At 56.0% G+C, this 18,028-nt stretch carries 18 protein-coding genes and 1 other RNA gene; 6 read left to right on the top strand and 13 right to left on the bottom strand.

The annotated features are described in order from the left end of the window. Nucleotides 1–9 precede the first annotated feature (9 nt). Nucleotides 10–386, top strand: an RNA gene (gene rnpB / locus LAC65_RS13885) — RNase P RNA component class A. Nucleotides 387–595: 209 nt separating this feature from the next. Here the strand turns inward: rnpB and LAC65_RS13880 are convergent. The 11 genes from LAC65_RS13880 to LAC65_RS13830 form a co-directional block, all read right to left on the bottom strand. Then, nucleotides 596–1,570, bottom strand: coding sequence for a glutathione S-transferase family protein (locus tag LAC65_RS13880; RefSeq protein ID WP_224144789.1), 975 nt, complete (start codon nt 1,568–1,570; stop codon nt 596–598). A gap of 79 nt (nt 1,571–1,649) precedes the next feature. Beyond that, nucleotides 1,650–2,060: a DoxX family protein gene (locus LAC65_RS13875; protein WP_039380520.1), complete on the bottom strand. Its 411-nt coding sequence runs from the start codon at nt 2,058–2,060 to the stop codon at nt 1,650–1,652. Between the two features lie 203 nt (nt 2,061–2,263). Further along, entirely contained in the window at nt 2,264–2,551 is a 288-nt protein-coding gene (locus LAC65_RS13870) for a YqjK-like family protein (protein WP_039380518.1), read from the bottom strand. After that, a complete protein-coding gene (locus tag LAC65_RS13865; RefSeq protein WP_039380515.1) occupies nt 2,548–2,946 on the bottom strand; it encodes a phage holin family protein in 399 nt (132 codons plus the stop codon). Before LAC65_RS13865 ends, LAC65_RS13870 begins: the two co-directional genes overlap by 4 nt. Before the next feature lies 1 nt (nt 2,947). Next, complete coding sequence (locus LAC65_RS13860) at nt 2,948–3,253, bottom strand: ElaB/YgaM/YqjD family protein (protein ID WP_039380513.1); 306 nt, start codon at nt 3,251–3,253, stop codon at nt 2,948–2,950. A gap of 35 nt (nt 3,254–3,288) precedes the next feature. Continuing rightward, on the bottom strand, nt 3,289–3,660 hold the full coding sequence (locus LAC65_RS13855; protein ID WP_139239686.1) for a DUF1090 domain-containing protein: 372 nt from the start codon (nt 3,658–3,660) through the stop codon (nt 3,289–3,291). A 171-nt stretch (nt 3,661–3,831) separates the two neighbouring features. Beyond that, the gene (gene mzrA, locus LAC65_RS13850; RefSeq protein ID WP_039380508.1) at nt 3,832–4,200 is read right to left on the bottom strand and encodes an EnvZ/OmpR regulon moderator MzrA; all 369 of its coding nucleotides are present in this window, start codon (nt 4,198–4,200) and stop codon (nt 3,832–3,834) included. Then, nucleotides 4,200–4,874, bottom strand: a complete 675-nt coding sequence (locus tag LAC65_RS13845; protein WP_039380506.1) for a DedA family protein — start codon at nt 4,872–4,874, stop codon at nt 4,200–4,202. Before LAC65_RS13845 ends, mzrA begins: the two co-directional genes overlap by 1 nt. Nucleotides 4,875–5,432: 558 nt before the next feature. Further along, complete coding sequence (gene sstT, locus LAC65_RS13840) at nt 5,433–6,668, bottom strand: serine/threonine transporter SstT (protein WP_039380504.1); 1,236 nt, start codon at nt 6,666–6,668, stop codon at nt 5,433–5,435. Nucleotides 6,669–6,897: 229 nt separating this feature from the next. After that, entirely contained in the window at nt 6,898–7,866 is a 969-nt protein-coding gene (locus LAC65_RS13835) for a TerC family protein (RefSeq protein WP_039385651.1), read from the bottom strand. 256 nt (nt 7,867–8,122) lie between these two features. Further along, nucleotides 8,123–9,109, bottom strand: coding sequence for a Gfo/Idh/MocA family protein (locus LAC65_RS13830; protein ID WP_039380502.1), 987 nt, complete (start codon nt 9,107–9,109; stop codon nt 8,123–8,125). A gap of 137 nt (nt 9,110–9,246) precedes the next feature. Here LAC65_RS13830 and LAC65_RS13825 point away from each other — a divergent pair, with 137 nt between their 5' ends. After that, nucleotides 9,247–10,935: a chloride channel protein gene (locus LAC65_RS13825; protein ID WP_039380500.1), complete on the top strand. Its 1,689-nt coding sequence runs from the start codon at nt 9,247–9,249 to the stop codon at nt 10,933–10,935. Here LAC65_RS13825 and LAC65_RS13820 read toward each other — a convergent pair. Continuing rightward, nucleotides 10,932–11,432 carry a M48 family metallopeptidase gene (locus tag LAC65_RS13820; RefSeq protein ID WP_039380498.1) on the bottom strand — a complete coding sequence of 167 codons (501 nt, stop codon included), beginning with the start codon at nt 11,430–11,432 and terminating at the stop codon, nt 10,932–10,934. The two genes, LAC65_RS13825 and LAC65_RS13820, sit on opposite strands and share 4 nt — an antisense overlap. Before the next feature lie 82 nt (nt 11,433–11,514). Here LAC65_RS13820 and rlmG point away from each other — a divergent pair, with 82 nt between their 5' ends. Then, nucleotides 11,515–12,633, top strand: coding sequence for a 23S rRNA (guanine(1835)-N(2))-methyltransferase RlmG (gene rlmG, locus LAC65_RS13815; RefSeq protein ID WP_039380496.1), 1,119 nt, complete (start codon nt 11,515–11,517; stop codon nt 12,631–12,633). On the opposite strand, the gene LAC65_RS13810 is transcribed toward rlmG, so the two are convergent. Beyond that, nucleotides 12,634–14,631: an NADPH-dependent 2,4-dienoyl-CoA reductase gene (locus LAC65_RS13810; RefSeq protein ID WP_039380494.1), complete on the bottom strand. Its 1,998-nt coding sequence runs from the start codon at nt 14,629–14,631 to the stop codon at nt 12,634–12,636. A 696-nt stretch (nt 14,632–15,327) separates the two neighbouring features. On the opposite strand from LAC65_RS13810, the gene LAC65_RS13805 reads away from it, so the two are divergent. The 3 genes from LAC65_RS13805 to idnO all read left to right on the top strand — a co-directional run bounded on the left by LAC65_RS13805 (nt 15,328) and on the right by idnO (nt 17,991). Beyond that, complete coding sequence (locus LAC65_RS13805) at nt 15,328–16,026, top strand: response regulator (RefSeq protein ID WP_039380492.1); 699 nt, start codon at nt 15,328–15,330, stop codon at nt 16,024–16,026. Nucleotides 16,027–16,185: 159 nt separating this feature from the next. After that, on the top strand, nt 16,186–17,217 hold the full coding sequence (idnD, locus tag LAC65_RS13800) for an L-idonate 5-dehydrogenase (protein WP_039380489.1): 1,032 nt from the start codon (nt 16,186–16,188) through the stop codon (nt 17,215–17,217). A gap of 9 nt (nt 17,218–17,226) precedes the next feature. Then, nucleotides 17,227–17,991, top strand: coding sequence for a gluconate 5-dehydrogenase (gene idnO, locus LAC65_RS13795; RefSeq protein ID WP_039380488.1), 765 nt, complete (start codon nt 17,227–17,229; stop codon nt 17,989–17,991). Nucleotides 17,992–18,028 lie beyond the last annotated feature (37 nt).

Genomic DNA, 18,028 nt, shown 5'->3' with positions numbered 1-18,028 from the left:
TCCTGCGCCGAAGCTGACCAGACAGTCGCCGCTTTGTCGTCGTCCCTTTCGGGGGAGACAGGCAGAGGGGAGGAAAGTCCGGGCTCCACAGGGCAGGGTGCCAGGTAACGCCTGGGGGGCGCAAGCCTACGACCAGTGCAACAGAGAGCAAACCGCCGATGGCCCGGAAACGGGATCAGGTAAGGGTGAAAGGGTGCGGTAAGAGCGCACCGCGCGGCTGGCAACAGTCCGTGGCACGGTAAACTCCACCCGGAGCAAGGCCAAATAGGGGTTCACATGGTACGGCCCGTACTGAACCCGGGTAGGCTGCTTGAGCCAGTGAGCGATTGCTGGCCTAGATGAATGACTGTCCACGACAGAACCCGGCTTATCGGTCAGTTTCGACTTTTCAAATGAAAAGCCCCGCCCCGGCGGGGCTTTTTGTTTTGTGAGCCGCGAGTGCAGGTATTTCCGTTTCTCTCTGCGGCCAGGGGCGCATGAATTCAGCCAGGGACGCATGAATGCGTCCCCTACATCTAAACACCCCGGGGCGCAAGAATGCGCCCCCTACGGTTATGCGTAGGGGCGCCATTAATGGCGCCCGTTTTACATCCGATTAACCGCGGCCGTGGGGTTCATCCCAGTCAAATGCCGGACCGAGTGAAATCACGCCGTTCGGGTTGATGGTTTTATGGCTGCAGTAATAATGATGGCGGATCTGCGGCAGATTCACCGTCTCTGCAATACCGGGCATCTGGTAAATATCGCGCAGAAAGCCATTCAGATTGCGATAGTCACTAATGCGGTGCCTGTCGCACTTGAAGTGAGTAACATACACCGGGTCAAAGCGTACCAGCGTGGTCCACAGGCGCAGATCGGCTTCAGTCAGGCGATCGCCGGTGAGATAGCGCTGCTGTCCCAGGATCTGCTCCAGCCGCGCCAGTGAATGAAACAGGGCGGTAACGGCTTCATCGTAAGCGGCCTGAGAGGTAGCAAAACCGCTCTTATAGACGCCATTATTGACCGTATCGTAAATCCAGCCGTTAAGTTCATCGATCTTATCGCGCAGATCGGCAGGATAGTAGTCGCCGGCTCGTGCGCCCTGGGCATCAAATGCGCTGTTGAGCATGCGGATAATGTCGGCCGACTCATTGCTGACAATGGTGTGCTGCTGCTTGTCCCACAGCACCGGTACGGTCACGCGGCCGCTGTAGTGCGGATCGGCATGCAGATAGAGCTGGTAGAGAAACTCATGCTGATACAGCATGTCGCCGGTTGCCTCCGGGAAGCTGTCATCAAACGTCCAGCCGTTCTCCAGCATCAGCGGATGAACCACGGAAACCGATATCATCTCTTCCAGCCCTTTAAGCTTGCGCATCAGCAGCGTGCGATGCGCCCACGGGCAGGCAAGTGAAACGTACAGATGGTAGCGATTGCGCTCTGCTGCAAAGCCGGGCTTACCGTCAGGACCGGCGCTGCCATCAGGCGTGATCCAGTTACGCCATGCTGACTCTGAGCGTTTGAAACGCCCTCCGGTTGACTTTGTATCGTACCAGGTATCGTGCCAGACACCCTCAATCAGCTGTCCCATATGCCCTCCATAGAAAAAAGGGGCGAGGATGATCCTCTGCCCCTGTATTCAGTATATCTGCTGTAAGCTACCTGCGCGCTTAACGGGCGGCGGCGGGCGCCATGCGCTGGCGGATCAGACGATCAATACTCCAGGCGCCTGGTCCCACCAGACCCAGAACCAGGAAACCGCCAGCAATGCTGAGGTTTTTCATAAACATCAGCTGGTTTACGCCTTCTGCAAAGTTGCTGTGAAACAGAAACGCGGTCAGCAGAGTAAAGCCTGCGGTAAACAGCGCGGTAAAGCGCGTCAGGAAACCAAACAGAATAGCAAGGCCGCCACCCAGTTCCAGCAGGATCACCAGCGGCAGCATAAAGCCCGGCACGCCCATTGCCTGCATATACTGCTCAGTACCGGCATAGGCGGTAATTTTGCCCCAGCCGGCCGTAATAAACAGAATAGTCATCAGTACACGCGCGGCTAACAGTCCTGCATCTTCGAATTTTTTCATCATCTACTCCAGCGTAATTTTGTGGCAGGCTGAAAACCTGTCCGTTAATTTCCCGCTGCAACGCAGATAAACGTTCACCGGGCTGATGGAGAGAGATAATAATCGCGGCGCGAAAGGGTTGTAAGCAAGATAAACTGTCGAAGTTATTCAGGAATTCTGACGAAAAAAAACCGGACCTGCTGGTCCGGTTTTTTATAGAGCGGTTAGCGCCCCGGCATGGAGGATTTAATCATGCGCCAGGTGCTCCACAGGCCGAAGCCGCGTTTAACGAGGCGCAGCAGCCGGTTAGGACTGCGCACTGACCAGATGGCCAGCGCGCTGCTGCCTATTGCCAGATAGCGGCGACAGCTGACCAGCGTCAGCCAGCCGCGGTCATAGCGGGCTGTATTTTCCAGCCAGTCACGTCCCGCTGCGCTCAAATCGAGACGCTGCTGCTGAACCGTATTAAGGAGTTCATGAATGCGGGCTTCGCGTTCATGGCGACTGCTCATGAGCGGTCCTCCTCCAGTAGTTTACGATCGGAATCGAGCTCTTTACGGGTATGACGCAGCAGCGTCGACTGACGCGATTTACGCAGCGTCCACAGACCAAAAATCAGCGCAAGCAAAAACAGTACGCCTGTGGTCACTCCGATTGCCATCAGCCGGTATTGTGCATCAACCGCCCAGATGATTAATACCATCAGGCTCATCAACCCAAATGCCGTAAACAGCATGGTCAGGCCAATCATGATCAGCATCTGGATCAGATTGGCTTTCTCTTCTTCCAGCTCAACAACGGCCAGCCGGACACGCGTCTCGACCATACTGACCAGCGTAGTTACCACGCGCTGACCGATGTTAAAGACCCCTTTGCCCGGGCCGTGGCTTTGCTGAGAATCGTTCATATCAACGACGCGAAATCAGAATGCCAATCAGCACGCCCACGGCTGCGCCAACGCCAACGCCGTGCCACGGGTTCTCACGCACATAGTCTTCCGCTTTCTCTGCGGCTTCACGCGTGGATTTGGCAATACGCTCACCGGAATCACCCAGACGCTCGCGTGAACTTTCCAGTGCGCCGCGCGCTTTGTGACGCAGGCGATCCAGCTCGCTACGGGATTTGTCTGCAGAGCTGCTTAATACTTCTTCCAGGGTGTCGGCCAGATTTTTCAGTTCGGCGCGCAGATGTTCAGATGTGGTGTCTTTAGCCATGAGAGTTCTCCATTACTTCAATTATTTATGTCCGATTAGTAAGGCTCTGCAGCAAGCTTTTTCAGCTCCTGTCGTGCCTCATCCAGCTTGCGTTCACGTTTTTCAATTTTGTCTTTGTCATCCCTGTCGTCGCGCGCTTTCTGCAGCTCCTGCTCGCGCTCGGCCACCTTGTTCTGCTGCGACTTCAGACGCTCTGAGTGCGCTGATTTCAGCTGCCGATCGCTGCAGCTGGCGCGAACTTCTGTCAGCGCCCGTTCCAGTCCGTTTACCCGGCGCTGATTATCATGCTGTTTTGCCATCGCAATCTCATGCCGGATATCGCGCTCTTTTTGCTGACACAGCGACTCTGCCGCCAGCAGAGAGCCAGAGCAGGAGATAAGCATGGCACCCAGAAGAAGTTGTTTCATCACGTTCACACCTTCCATTGTTGATGAACTGCCGTCTGCCAGACAGGAGCGTATCCCGGCGTCGCGTCGGCGTGTGCTAACGTTAAGCATAGTCAGCCGGGGCAAAAATTCAAAAAAGACGAAGAGATAGCGGAGAAAAAGTATCGTCTGACCGCAGGTCAGACGATCGGATTAGCTGTAGGTCGGGGGATTGGTGTCGCGCGGTTGCTGTGAGGCCTGCGGGCCAGCGGCCACAACAAAACCCTGTGGTAATAAGCGGCGTAATACCTTCTGCGCCGCCAGACTCTGTTCTTCATCTTCAAAGTGGATCACCAGCGCATCTCCTGCTGGCGTAATACTTTTAATGCGCACGCCCTGGGCAGAGAGCTGCTGATAAAGATAAAAGCCATCCGGCAGATTGGTGCCGCTATGCGCCACGCGAATTTGTACCACGGTTTCATGTTGCCACAGCAGTGGAGCAGCCCCGGCCGCGAGCAGCAGCAGCAGGCCGCCGCACAGCCACGGCAGCAGCGGTCGGGTAAAGAGACGTCCTGTTTTCATTACTGCGCTTTCCCGTTTTGTCCTGCCTGACGCTTACGCCACAGTACGACCAGCGAGCCGATCAGGCCGATGACCAGCAGCGCCAGCGGCAGCATCATCAGAAAAAACATCAGCTCATCTTCATAACGGCGAAACAGCGGTGTTTTGCCCAGTGCAAAGCCAAGTACGGTCAGGATCAATACCCACAGGAAGCCACTCATCCAGTTAAAGAACTGAAAGCGCGCATTACTCAAACCAGATAACCCTGCAATGGTGGGCAGCAGCGTGCGTACAAACGCAATAAAGCGCCCAATCAACAGGGCAGAGAGACCGTGACGATGGAACAGGCTGTGGGCGCGCTGGTGGTATTGTGCCGGCAGGTGCGAAAGCCATTTCTGTACGGTAGGGGTATTACCCAGCCATCGCCCCTGGATATAACTTACCCAGCAGCCGAGGCTGGCACCTGTGGTGAGAACCAGCAGCGTCAGGGGAAAACTCATTGTGCCTTTGGCAATCAGCACGCCGACAAGGATCAGCAGGCTGTCACCGGGCAGGAAGGCGGCAGGAAGCAGGCCATTTTCAAGAAACAGGATCATGAACAGTAAGCCGTAGATCGCCCACACCAGCGTGGGGTCAGAGAGCATCTCATAATCCTGCTGCCACAGGGCATGCAGCAGTGCTTTCAAAATATCCATCAATCTTTCCCGAACATCATTGTTAAACGAGCCCATCAGGGGCTAAAGCGCAGGCAGAGGTGAGTTATACATTTTGGGTATGCCACCTGAGCAGGGGTCCGTATCCATGCGGCTATGCGTGTTAAATCAGCGACTTTCTGACGCCCTTGTCGCAAATGGTAAAAAAAGGGCGATAACTGTAACAAATACTTCCCAATTCAGACAGTGCATTATGTCCGTTGTAGTGGAGTTTTACCCTTTGCTGCCAGGAGTAAAAGGAGCTTTACACGAGCTGACACTATTGCAGATTATCTGACCCCGCCTGCAGGTTCAGAATGTACAAACGTGGCCGTTTTTACGCTGTTCGGCTTGATTCGCCGGCCTGCGGCAAACAAGTTGCAGTTACGGGCAGAAGCCGTGTGATTTAGCGTAACGTTGCGCCGCCACCGCTTAGTATTTTCCAGATATGGCAACATTGCCAGTTTATGGCAGCAGTTTGTTACATGAGGCAGAAGGGAAGGATGGCAGCACAGCGGCTATGAAAGCGCGCGGCGCACAGTGTGCGCCGCAGAGGAGAGGTCAGGTCGCGGCGCCGGGCTGGCGTTCCGCTTCTGCCTGGCAGACAGCCGCAGTAAACAGAATGTCGGTTGAGGAGTTCAGGGCCGTTTCTGCTGAATCCTGCAGCACACCGATAATAAACCCAACGGCCACCACCTGCATGGCCAGGTCGTTAGGAATGCCGAACATATTGCAGGCCACCGGGATTAACAGCAATGAGCCACCCGCTACGCCGGAGGCACCACAGGCGCACAGCGTGGCAACCAGGCTTAGCAGAATCGCTGTCGGTACATCGACATTGATGCCCAGCGTATGCACCGCAGCCAGCGTCAGTACGGTAATCGTAATAGATGCGCCCGCCATGCTGATGGTCGCACCCAGCGGAATTGATACGGAGTAGGTGTCTTCATCAAGGTTGAGTCGTTTTGCCAGCGCCATGTTCACCGGGATATTGGCGGCCGAGCTGCGGGTAAAGAAAGCCGTCACGCCGCTTTCACGAATGCAGGTAAATACCAGTGGATAGGGATTACGCCGGATTTTCTGATACACCAGCAGCGGGTTCACAATCAGTGCCATGAACAGCATGCAGCCAATCAGCAGGACCAGCAGGCTGCCATATTCCCACAGCGCCCCAAAGCCGGTAGAGGCCAGAATGGAGGCGACCAGGCCAAAGATGCCCAGTGGCGCGCAGCGGATCACACAGCGTACGACCCAGGTTGCCGCGTGTGAGGCGTCATTTAAAAAATCTTTGGTGCCGGGACTGGCATGACGAAATGCAAGGCCAAGGCCCAGCGCCCAGACCAGAATGCCGATGTAGTTCGCGTTCATCAGCGCTTCGAACGGATTAGCCACCATGCTCATCAGCAGGCCATGCAGCACCTCGGTGATCCCGGAAGGCGGCGTAATTGTCGTGTTACCGGCGGCGAGTGACAGCGTCTGCGGAAAGAGGTGGCTGAAAATCACCGCGATCATCGCGGCAAACAGGGTGCTGAGCAGATAAAGCATAATGATGGGACGGATATTGGTTTTCTGTCCCTGCTGATGGTTAGCAATGGACGCGATGACCAGCACCAGAACCAGCAGCGGCGCGACGGCTTTCAGTGCCCGGACAAAGAGTTCACCCAGCAGGCCGGCGGCTAATGCGGCATCGCGCGACAGCCACGCCAGCGCTACGCCAGCGACCAGGCCCACCATGATTTGTTTGACCAGGCTGCCTTTAAACAGCACGCCTGCCACTCTGGAAAGGTTATTTTGCATATCGTGATCTTTTACTATCGGTCATGAGTGTGGTGCGCGTTTATTCCGCGCCAGAGGGTTTGCCCGGCGGAGTATAAGGAAAAGTGCTGGTGAGAAAAGCGATAATTCCGGCTTTGCGTGCGGGATCGATTTTTCAATCTGCTAAACAGAGGAAGTGTGACAGAGATAAAAAAGGGAAAGTTTCATTGAGGCGAAATAAAGCAGGGGCGATTTACGCCCCTGCAGAAGATTATGGCGAGATGCGCCGGCGGTCATTTCGCCGGTTAACCCAGGCGTTGATCAGCAGCGTTCCACCCAGAATAATGCCCACCACGCTGAGTGAGACAGCGACCGGAATGTGGTAAAACTCGACGATGAGCATTTTGATGCCGATAAACACCAGCACGATAGCCAGCCCATATTTCAGCATAGAGAAGCGCTCAGCCACATTCGACAGCAGGAAATACATGGCGCGCAGGCCGAGTATGGCAAATAGGTTAGAGGTCAGCACAATAAAGGGATCGGTGGTTACCGCAAAAATAGCCGGAATACTGTCGACAGCAAAAATCACATCGCTGAGCTCGACCATAATCAGAACCAGCAGCAGCGGGGTGGCAAACAGTACGCCGTTACGGCGAATAAAAAATTTCTCACCCTCCAGCGAATCGGTCATGCGCAGATGCTGACGCAGCCAGCGCACCACCGGCTTATCACCCACGGCCGTGTCATCCTCGCGCGCTAGCGCCATCTTAATGCCGGTAAACAGCAGAAACGCGCCGAAAATATAGAGGATCCAGCTGAACTGCATGACCAGCCAGCTGCCGGCAAAGATCATGATGGTACGCAAGACAATGGCACCCAGCACGCCGTAAATCAGGACGCGCCGCTGCAGCTGGGGCGGAATAGCAAAGTAGCTGAACAGCATCAGCCAGACAAAGACGTTATCCACCGCCAGCGCTTTTTCCAGCACGTATCCGGTCAGGAAAGCGAGCGTCTGCGTAGTGGCAACCTCGCGCCCGGCGTGCGTATCGAGATACCACCAGAAAGCGGCAGCAAACAGCAGTGAAACGGAAACCCAGATCAGCGACCAGATAGCCGCCTGTCTGAACGACATAGTTTGTGCGCCGCGCCGGCCCTGCAGCAGCAGATCGATCGCCAGCATAATCAGCACAACAACGGTAAAGCTGCCCCAGAGTAACGGTGTGCCTATCGATTGCATAATGGTGTCCTGTGCGAAAGTTAAAAAAAACGGCTCCGTCAGAAGACGTAAGCCGCTTTCATTACGCTGCAAGCGCTCCTCGCCTTCCGGCAAGGTCTCACTTACAACACAGAATCACTTCCGGGTTGCCTGACGACCGGATGCGCTACACATCGTAATGACGATCAATCAGCTGACAAGTTACTCCCCTTTGCTTAGAAAAAAATAGCGCAGCCGCACTCCGATGCAATGCAGGACCAGTCATATTTAGCAATATTTACACTTCCTGGCGATCGGCGGGAAATATCACGCCGGTCTGCTGGCGGATGGTGGTCAGCAGCGCTGCTGTCAGCCGCGAAATTTCAAGGCCAGGGTGTGCGGTCTGCTGCGTTTCCACCAGACTGGCAAACACCTCTGCTTCATAGCGCATCGTATTGCTGTGCTGCGGCTGCGTCAGATTCTGCTCAACACCGCTGCGTGGCAGTAGCCGCAGCTGCTGGCACTCTGCCAGTTTCTCAATAAGCAGCGAACCCTCCTCTCCCTGAATTTCGCTCGGAATAGCGGAGTTGCTGACTTTGGAGTGCAGCAGAGTGACGTCGAACTCGCCATAGTGAAGTATCACGGTGCCGTGCGCATCTGTGCCGCTCGCCAGCAGCGTGGCTTCAGCCGTGACGCGCTGTGGCGCACCCCACAGCGTGACGGCAGCAGCGAGGCAGTAATAGCCGATATCCATGATGGAGCCATTGGACCAGCGCGGGTCAAACGTATTCGGGTTTTCACCGGCAAGATAGCGCGGGTAACGGGAAGAGTACTGACAGTAGCTGAACAGCGCCTTACGCAGCGTGCCCAGCTGCGGCAGGGTGCGCTGCAGCTGCAGAAAATTAGGCAGGCTGGCGGTTTTAAAGGCTTCAAACAGCACAACCTGATGCTGTTGAGCGCAGGCGATCATCGCTTCGGCTTCACGCAGCGTGGAGGCCAGCGGTTTCTCGCAGATCACATGCTTACCGTGAGACATAAACAGCAGCGCCTGTTCGCAGTGCAGTGCATTCGGGCTGGCGATATAGACCGCGTCGATATCCTGGCATGCCGCCAGAGCCTCCAGTGAGGTGAACGTGAGCGGACAGGCGTAATCTGCGGCAAAGGCGTCAGCCTGCTGCTGGCTGCGTGAATAGACTGCGCTGAGCGTAAACCTGCCGCTCTCATGTGCTGCGTCAATAAACTGACGGGTAATCCAGTTGGTGCCGACAATGGCAAAGCGAATCACAGGTCTGCTCTCCTGACAAAATAAAGCCGCAGGGTAGCACGCGGCGGCAGGAAACCTGCCGGCACTATTTGATCCTGCGATCCGCATTCCAATATAGTGAGCCCCTGTGTCTGAAAGCCTGCGAACGGGAGAGCCGGGTGAGCGGAAGCAAACATGCATTAAACTGGACCACGCTGCTGATCGCCATTCCGGTGGGGCTGATGGCCTCGCTGGTGACGCTGGCGTTTCGTGGCATTATCGATGTGATTAACCAGCTGCTGTTTAACAGTGACCATGAGATCACCGTGGCGATGCACGTCTGGCCGTGGATCTTCTGGCCGCTGCTGGTGGGCGGCGGCGGCGTACTGGCGGGCTGGTTCCTGCGCTATGCCGTCGCAATTGAGCAGCAGCAAACGGTAAAAACAGACTACCTGGAAGTGATTAACGCCAGGCTGGATGCCGTGCCGACGCGCACCTCACTGTTTCGCGCGCTCTCTTCAATCGCCAGCATTGGCAGCGGCGCTTCAATCGGTAAAGAGGGGCCGATGGTACAGCTCTCAGCGCTCAGCGGCAGTCTGCTGGGACGCTGGCTGCCGGCATCGCTCAATCTGCGCAACAGCGACATTGTCGCCATGGCGGCAGCAGCGGGCCTCTCCTCGGTTTACCACGCGCCACTTGCCTCGGCGATCTTTGTTGCTGAAATTGCTTTTGGTATTTCAGCCCTGCAGCGACTGATCCCGCTGATTGTCGCCTCTGCGGTGGCGGTGATGACCATGTGGGCGCTGGGTTTTCGCAATGCGCTTTATCCGCTTGCCGATACGCTGTTTCAGATGGATGGAGTGAGCCTGCTGATGACAGTGCTGATTGGTCTGGTAGCAGGCGTTGCCGGCTGGCTGCTGATCGCGCTGATTGGCCGCAGCCGGCGGCTATTCAGCCGCGTGCGATCGCTGCCGCTGCGGCTTGGCGCAGGAGGCGTCGCTGTCGGCCTGCTGGCGCTGCTCTCCACGGATATTCTCGGCAACGGCTATGAAGTGATTGTGAAGATCATTGAGGGGCACTATGTCATCACCGGACTGCTGCTGCTGCTGCTGCTCAAAACCCTGGCGACAACCCTCTCCGTAGGCTCAAATGCCGTCGGCGGACTGTTTACGCCCTCGCTGCTGATTGGCGCCCTGCTCGGGGTGATTCTGGCGCAGAGCGCAGCCGCGCTGCAGCTGCCGGTGGGCGATACGCTGCTCTATGCAGCAATAGGCATGGCCGCCGTGCTGGCCGCTGTCAGTCAGGCTCCGCTGATGGCGATGCTGATGGTACTGGAGATGACGCTTAACAGCAGCCTGCTGTTTCCGCTGATGATCGCCTCGGTCCTGGCTTCAATGGTGGTCTACCGCCTGCAGTCCGCCAGCACCTATCCGGTGGTCAGCCATCACCTGAGCCGTTCTGAAGCCTGGTATGATTTTGACCATATGCGTGTCGACCAGCTGATTATTCCCGGTGCAGCGCTGCAGCCGGAAGAGTCGGTCGGACAGGCGCTGGCGGTCAGCTCGCTGAAGCGTGAACGCTATGTTTACGTACTGAATCAGGCGGGGCAGTTTCTGGGCGTGGTCTCCATTCACGAGATCTCGCGCAAGGTACTGGCGCAGGAGATCACTCTGGACTCGCCGGTCAGCACCGTCATGGATAGCAACTTTCCCTGCATTTTTCAGGGACAGAGCATGCGCGAAGGGTGGGAGGCATTTTCACGCGTGACGCTCGAGCGGCTGCCGGTGCTGAATAATCCGCAGGAGCGTCGTTTTATGGGCGCCCTGACCAAAACCAGTCTGATTCAGAAAGCACAGGAGTTTCTTTAAGCTGCGTTGCCGCGCATCGCCTGATCGGTCATCCACAGGCGCGCGTCAAATTCCAGCTGATGATAGTCAGGCTCCATATGGCAGCAGAGCTGATAGAACGCTTTGCTGTGATCTTTCTCTTTGAGGTGGGCGAGTTCGTGCACCACAATCATGCGCAGGAAAGGCTCAGGAGCAAGGCGGAAAAAGGTGGAGATGCGGATCTCCGCTTTAGCTTTCAGGTTGCCGCCCTGTACGCGGGAAATGGCCGTGTGCAGCCCCAGCGCATGCTTCATCACTTTGATTTTATTATCCCAGAGGATTTTGCTTACCGGAGGTGCGCTGCGCATATAGCGATTTTTTATCGCCTGCGTGTAGTCATACAGCGCGCGATCGCTGACCACATCATGCGTCTCGGGATAGCGCTGCTGCAGGAACGCGCCTAATCGCTGATGATCAATCAGCATTTGCACCTGTTCGAGGATATTTTCAGGGTAACCCTGCAGATAAATTAATGACATTGGGATTCCTGACGAAAGACAGTATACTGCGCCCCCCTTTTCAGGGCGAAAATTGCGCAAAGTGTACCACGCCGGAGATCCCATGAGCCAACTTGAACTGACCCATAGCACCCTTATGCTGGAGCGCTTTCCGCCGATGCGCGAAGAGAGCCCGTTACAGGCGTGGGATGCTGCCGATGAATATCTGCTGCAGCAGACGCTGCCGGAAGGTCCGGTGCTGGTGTTCAATGACAGCTTTGGGGCATTAACCTGTGGCCTGCAGGATCGGGAGATCTGGCACGTCAGCGACTCCTGGCTGAGCCAGCAGGCAGCCAGACAGAATCTGCGCTTAAATGGTTTGTCTGACGATCGCATTCACTTTATTGACAGCCTGAGCGCGCTGCCTGCGGCGCCTGCTGCTGTCTTAATCAAAATTCCCAAAGCGCTGGCGCTGCTGGAGCATCAGCTGCGTGCGCTGCGCAGCGTGGCCACGCCAGAGACGCTGATTCTGGCGGCAGCCAAAGCAAAAGATATTCATAACTCTACCCTGCAGCTGTTTGAGCGAATTCTGGGTGAGGGTAAAACGTCGCTGGCCTGGAAAAAAGCGCGTCTGATCTACAGCCGTTACAGCGCCCCGGCGCTGGCTGAGGCGGCGGACACTACCGTCTGGCCACTCGATGAGACGCCTTACCAGATCCATAACCACGCCAACGTCTTTTCACGCACTTCGCTGGATATTGGCGCGCGGCTGTTTATGCAGCATTTGCCACACAATATTGAAGGCGAAATCATGGATCTCGGCTGCGGCAACGGCGTGATTGGCTTAATGGCACTGGAGCAGAATCCGCAGGCTGAGGTACTGTTTTATGATGAATCTTATATGGCGGTCGCCTCCAGCGAGCTGAACGTCAGGGTTAACCGCCCGCAGGATCTGTCGCGCAGTCAGTTCCGCGTTAATAATGTGCTGAGCGGCTTTCCCTCCGACCGGCTGCATGCGGTGTTGTGCAATCCGCCGTTCCACCAGCAGCATGCGGTTACCGATCACCTGGCGTGGCAGATGCTGCGCGACGCAAAGCGCTGCCTGCAGTATGGCGGTGAGCTGCGCATCGTGGGCAACCGGCACCTCGGCTATCACCAGAAGATGAAGAAGCTGTTTGGTAACTGCGAACTGGTGGCGTCCAGCGCCAAGTTTGTGGTGCTGCGCGCGGTCAAACTGCGCTGATCACAGACTCAGCGCCAGCGCGGTAGCCTGTGCAATAGCCCGCCGCGCGTCCAGCTCCTGCGCCACATCTGCGCCGCCGATCACCCGCACCGGTTTGCCGCGTGCGGTCAGCTCGTCAGCCAGCAGGCGCAGCGGCTCCTGACCGGCGCAAACCACAATATTATCCACGGCCAGCGTGACCGGTTTACCCTGGTGACGCAGATGCAGCCCTGCATCGTCAATGCGCAGATATTCCACATCCCCCCACATCTCTACGCCGTGCGCCTGCAGGCTGGCGCGGTGGATCCAGCCGGTGGTTTTCGCCAGGCCCGCTCCGGGCTTCCCGCCTTTACGCTGCAGCAGCCAGATTTGCCGGCCGGGAGAGGGTGGCCGGGCAGGAACAATGCCACCGCGCGCCTGCAGCGTGCGATCGATTCCCCAGCGCTGGTAAAAATCCTCTGATGAATGGAGTAAATAGGCGGCCGTATCAAAACCGATACCGCCTGCGCCGATAATGGCGATGCGCTGACCCACCGGTTTTTTATGGCGCAGAAGATCCAGATAGCCGATCACGCTGGCATGATCGATGCCAGGAATAGAGAGCTGACGCGGCGTTACGCCGGTAGCAATGATAATTTCATCCGCGTCTGTCAGCTCTTCGGCACAGACCCGGTGGTTAAGCCGCAGCGTCACCTTCGCTGCCGCAAGCTGATGGCGGAAGTAGCGCAGGGTTTCGCTAAACTCCTCTTTACCCGGGATCTGTCGGGCGATACCAAACTGCCCGCCAATCTCCGCCTCCGCTTCATAGAGCGTTACTTGATGCCCGCGCTGAGCCGCCTGCAGGGCAAAAGCCATACCTGCCGGACCGGCGCCAACGACAGCCAGCTGCTTCGGCTGCGTGGCTGGTACAACCGGCATCAGAGTTTCGTGGCAGGCGCGCGGATTGACCAGGCAGGATGTCACGTTGCCTGCAAAAATCTGATCGAGGCACGCCTGATTACATGCAATACAGGTATTGATAGCTTCAGGCTGACCCTGCGCTGTTTTGGAGACAAACGCGGCATCCGCCAGAAACGGCCGTGCCATTGAAACCATATCAGCAGTCCCGTCGCGCAGCAGGGCTTCAGCCACGTCAGGGTGGTTGATCCGGTTGGTGGCAATCACCGGTACGGATACGCGTTCGCGCAGGTGGCGGGTTACCCAGGCAAAGCCGGCTCGCGGGACACAGGTGGCTATCGTCGGGATGCGCGCTTCATGCCAGCCAATACCGCTGTTGAACAGCGTCACGCCACACGCTTCCAGCGCTTCAGCCAGCATCAGCGTTTCATCCAGCGTGCTGCCGTGCTGCACCAGGTCGAGCAGCGACAGCCGGAAAATAACAATAAAGTCTTCGCCTGTGGCGTGGCGTACCGCCTGCGTCACTTCACGGACGAAGCGCTGCCGCCGCTGCACATCGCCTCCCCAGGCGTCAGTGCGCTGGTTAGTCTGCGCCGTCAGAAACTGATTAATCAGATACCCCTCGGAGCCCATGATCTCTACGCCATCATAGCCCGCCTGCTGTGCCAGACGGGCGCAGCGGGCAAAATCGGCAATCGTCTGTTCAATTTCTGCTTCGCTCAGCGCATGCGGAGTAAAAGGATTAATAGGCGCCTGGAGTGCGGAAGGGCCTACCAGCGCACGCTGATAGCTGTAGCGTCCGGCATGCAGTATCTGCAGCGCGATTTTTCCGCCCTGCGCATGGACCGCCGTCGTGATCTGACGATGCCAGCCGCACTGACTTTCATCGGTCAGCATCGCACCACCCTGTGCCACCACACCCTGCGCATTCGGCGCGACGCCGCCGGTTACAATTAGCGCCACGCCCTCGCGTGCGCGCTCAGCATAAAAAGCGGCCAGTCGCTCCGCCCCGTCAGGGTGCTCCTCCAGTCCGGTATGCATTGAGCCCATCAGAAAACGATTTTTTAACCGGGTAAATCCCAGATCGAGAGGCGTAAATAAGCAGGGGTAGTGCTCGATCATGATCGGGTACTCGAAAGTGGTCGGATGAGTTAACTCTAACGGTAATCGCGCATGATGGAAGAGGGGGACGCTGAGCTTGTGAGAGACGTCAAAAAAAGCAGGGCGGCAGGTTACGTACGAAGTATCAGCTTGTCTTCGTTACGCACGGGAAGGACCGGCGCGCCCTGAAAGGGCCAGAGTACAGGGCTAATGACTTAGCACTTTTTATATATCATCATGGATTCCTTTTTCCGGAAACGCCGGGTAATTATCAGACCGCGGCAACCTGTGTTCATCGCAACTCGCCTGAGTTTTAAATATTATAGCGGGAAAGTAATCTGGAAATAAGTCTTCAGATAGAGTCAGACAGAGAATTTATCATTTTAACCGCTATTTTAATGTTATTAATGATGCTTGTTAATCATAGCGCGCAGCTGAATGGTGCGATCGGATGAGTGATATATTTATTGCGCGCCAGCCCGCACAGTTAGCGGCAGCCAGCAGCCGGGGTGCCTCTTTTTCTGGATGGATTATCCTTTATTTTATTTGTGAAGCAGTTAATTCCATATCTTAATAATTTTTTATTTATCGGTTTTATATAATTACCTGAATAATCACATTGTGAAGGTGATTTTCCTGCTATTACCACTGAGTTAACTGAAAAGGTTAAACGATATAGCCCTTTTACCTGTCATATACTTTTAGAGGAGAGGCAGATTGGATTTAAACACTCAGCCAGTCCGTATTGCTGTTCTTGACGGTCATCCTATGATTCGTCTGGTTTTTGAGCTATGTCTGAAAAACCATCCCGATATTCACCTTGTTGCTGCCTGGTCTTCCGGCAGCGAGCTTTTCAGCGCGTTAAGTACGCACAGTGTTGATGTTCTGATTCTGGATTTCCTGCTAGGCGAGCGTGAAATTGATGGCCTGACGCTAATAAAGCAAATACGTAATCACTATCCGATGCAGAAAATGCTGGTTTTAACCTCTGCCGAAAGCCCGGCGGTAGCAAGAATGGTACTCCGGGCCGGCGTAAACGGGTTTATCGGTAAAAGCCATCCCTTTGAAGAGGTACTGGCGGCGGTCAGATCCGTTGCTGAGAATAACCTGTTTTTAGCCACGCACCTTGCTGAAGAGATCCAGACGCTGTATGCCATTTCCGGAAAAAAGGCGGACGATGATTTCTGTATCAGCTGTAAGCCGGTTCTTCACGAAAAAATAAGATTATTAAGCCCGCGTGAAGCAGAAGTGATCCGCTGCTTTCTTGATGGCATGAGCGTTTCACAGATTGCGGCCAAGTTCAGACGAAGCCGGAAGACGGTAAGCGGACAGAAGCAGTCGGCGCTGAAAAAGCTCGGCGTCCGTTCAGATTCGGAACTATTTAAATATAGCCGGGAGCTGCTGTCAGCCCGGTAATCGCGCAGGGCGGCCGCGCCCGAGCGCAGCAACCTGATAGCCAGTTCACGTTCCCGGTAACATCTTTTCTGTAACATCGTTCTGAGTGATGTTCATCACAGTTTTATCCTGTTTAACCCGTTTTTATAGTCGTCACATCATCAGACTCACAGGATAAACATGAATATTGAAACGCAATCCTGCGTTATTACCGGCAAAAAGCAGGTCAGTGTCGCACAGCAGCAGGTGCAATGGGATGGCTCCGGCACGCTGGTGCGCATTACGCGCGGCGGAATCTGCGGCTCCGATCTGCACTACTACCAGGAGGGAAAAGTGGGCAGCTTTGCGCTGCAAATGCCCATGATACTCGGGCATGAAGTGATTGGTTACGTCATTGAAAGCGACGATCCCCGCCTGCAGCCGCAGCAAAAAGTGGCTGTCAATCCGGCTAAACCCTGCGGTGAATGCAAATATTGTCAGCGCCAGCAGGAGAACCAGTGTACCGCCATGCGCTTTTTTGGCAGTGCAATGTATGTCCCGCACGTCGATGGCGGATTTACCCGGCACAAAGTGGTGGCGAGCAGCCAGTGCGTGCCTTTTCCACAGGATGCTGATGAAAAGGTGATGGTGTTTGCTGAGCCGCTCGCGGTCTGCATTCACGCCACGCATCAGGCTGGCGATCTTACCGGTAAGCGTATCTTTATCTCCGGCACCGGGCCAATTGGCTGTCTGATTGCCGCTGCCGTGCAGGCGCGTGGTGCTGCAGAGGTTGTCTGCAGCGATATCAGTGAACGTTCGCTGGAGATGGCGCAGCAAATGGGTGCCACGCAAATAGTTAACGCGGCAAGCGGCGATTTCACCGGCTGGATGGCGGATAAGGGCTACTTCGATGTTACGTTTGAAGCGTCCGGCCATCCGGCGTCACTGCAGCGCTGCCTGGAAGTTGTGTGTGCCAGAGGCACGGTGGTGCAGGTAGGAATGGGCGGCGCATTTCCTGATTTCCCCCTGATGACGCTGATTGCCAAAGAGATAAATCTGACGGGATCGTTCCGTTTTACGCATGAATTCAATACGGCAGTTGAGTGGCTGGCGCAGGGCGTTATCAACCCGCTGCCGCTCTACAGCGGGGAATACCCGCTTCAGGATATCGATGCGGCGCTGCAGTTTGCCAGCGATAAAACCCACGCGGCAAAAGTTCAGCTGACTTTTTAGGGAGATACTATGAACGCACTCTTTTCTCTGGCCGGCAAGCGTGTACTGCTGACCGGTTCAGCACGCGGTATCGGGTTTCTGCTGGCGCAGGGCCTGGGTGAAGCCGGCGCCGAAGTGATTATTAACGCGACCACAGCTGAAGGGGCAGAGCGCGCCGCCGCCGCCCTGCGCGAGCAGGGGATCGTCGCCCGGGCCAAAGCGTTTGACGTAACCGATTCCGGCGCGGTGCATCAGGCGATCGATGAAATTGAAGCACAGTGGGGCGCCATCGATATTCTGGTAAATAACGCCGGCATCCAGCGTCGGCGGCCTTTTCTGGAGTTTCCTGAACAGGACTGGCACGACGTAATTGCGGTAAACCAGACCGCCGTGTTTTTTGTCTCGCAAAAAGTGGCGCAGCAGATGGTAACGCGCCAGCGCGGCAAAATTATCAATATCGGTTCAATGCAGAGTGAGCTGGGCCGCGACACCATCACGCCTTATGCGGCCTCTAAAGGGGCGGTCACCATGCTGACGCGGGGAATGTGCGTCGAGCTGGCGCGCTACAACATTCAGGTTAATGCGATTGCGCCGGGCTACTTTGTCACCGAGATGACGCAGCCGCTGGCTGACGATCCCGCGTTTACCGGCTGGCTGACTAAGCGTACGCCTGCTGCGCGCTGGGGTAAGCCGGAAGAGCTGATTGGTGCCGCCATCTTTCTGGCCTCTGCCGCCTCAGATTTCGTTAACGGACATCTGCTGTTTGTCGATGGCGGTATGCGCGTAGCCGTGTAGTGCGTGGCCCGAGAGCCTGCCTGGCAACATTTTAAAC

Source organism: Pantoea eucrina, from assembly GCF_020079945.1.
GTDB lineage: Bacteria > Pseudomonadota > Gammaproteobacteria > Enterobacterales > Enterobacteriaceae > Pantoea > Pantoea eucrina.
The sequence above is the reverse complement of the archived record's forward strand: the minus strand, read 5'-3'. Positions and strand labels throughout refer to the sequence as shown.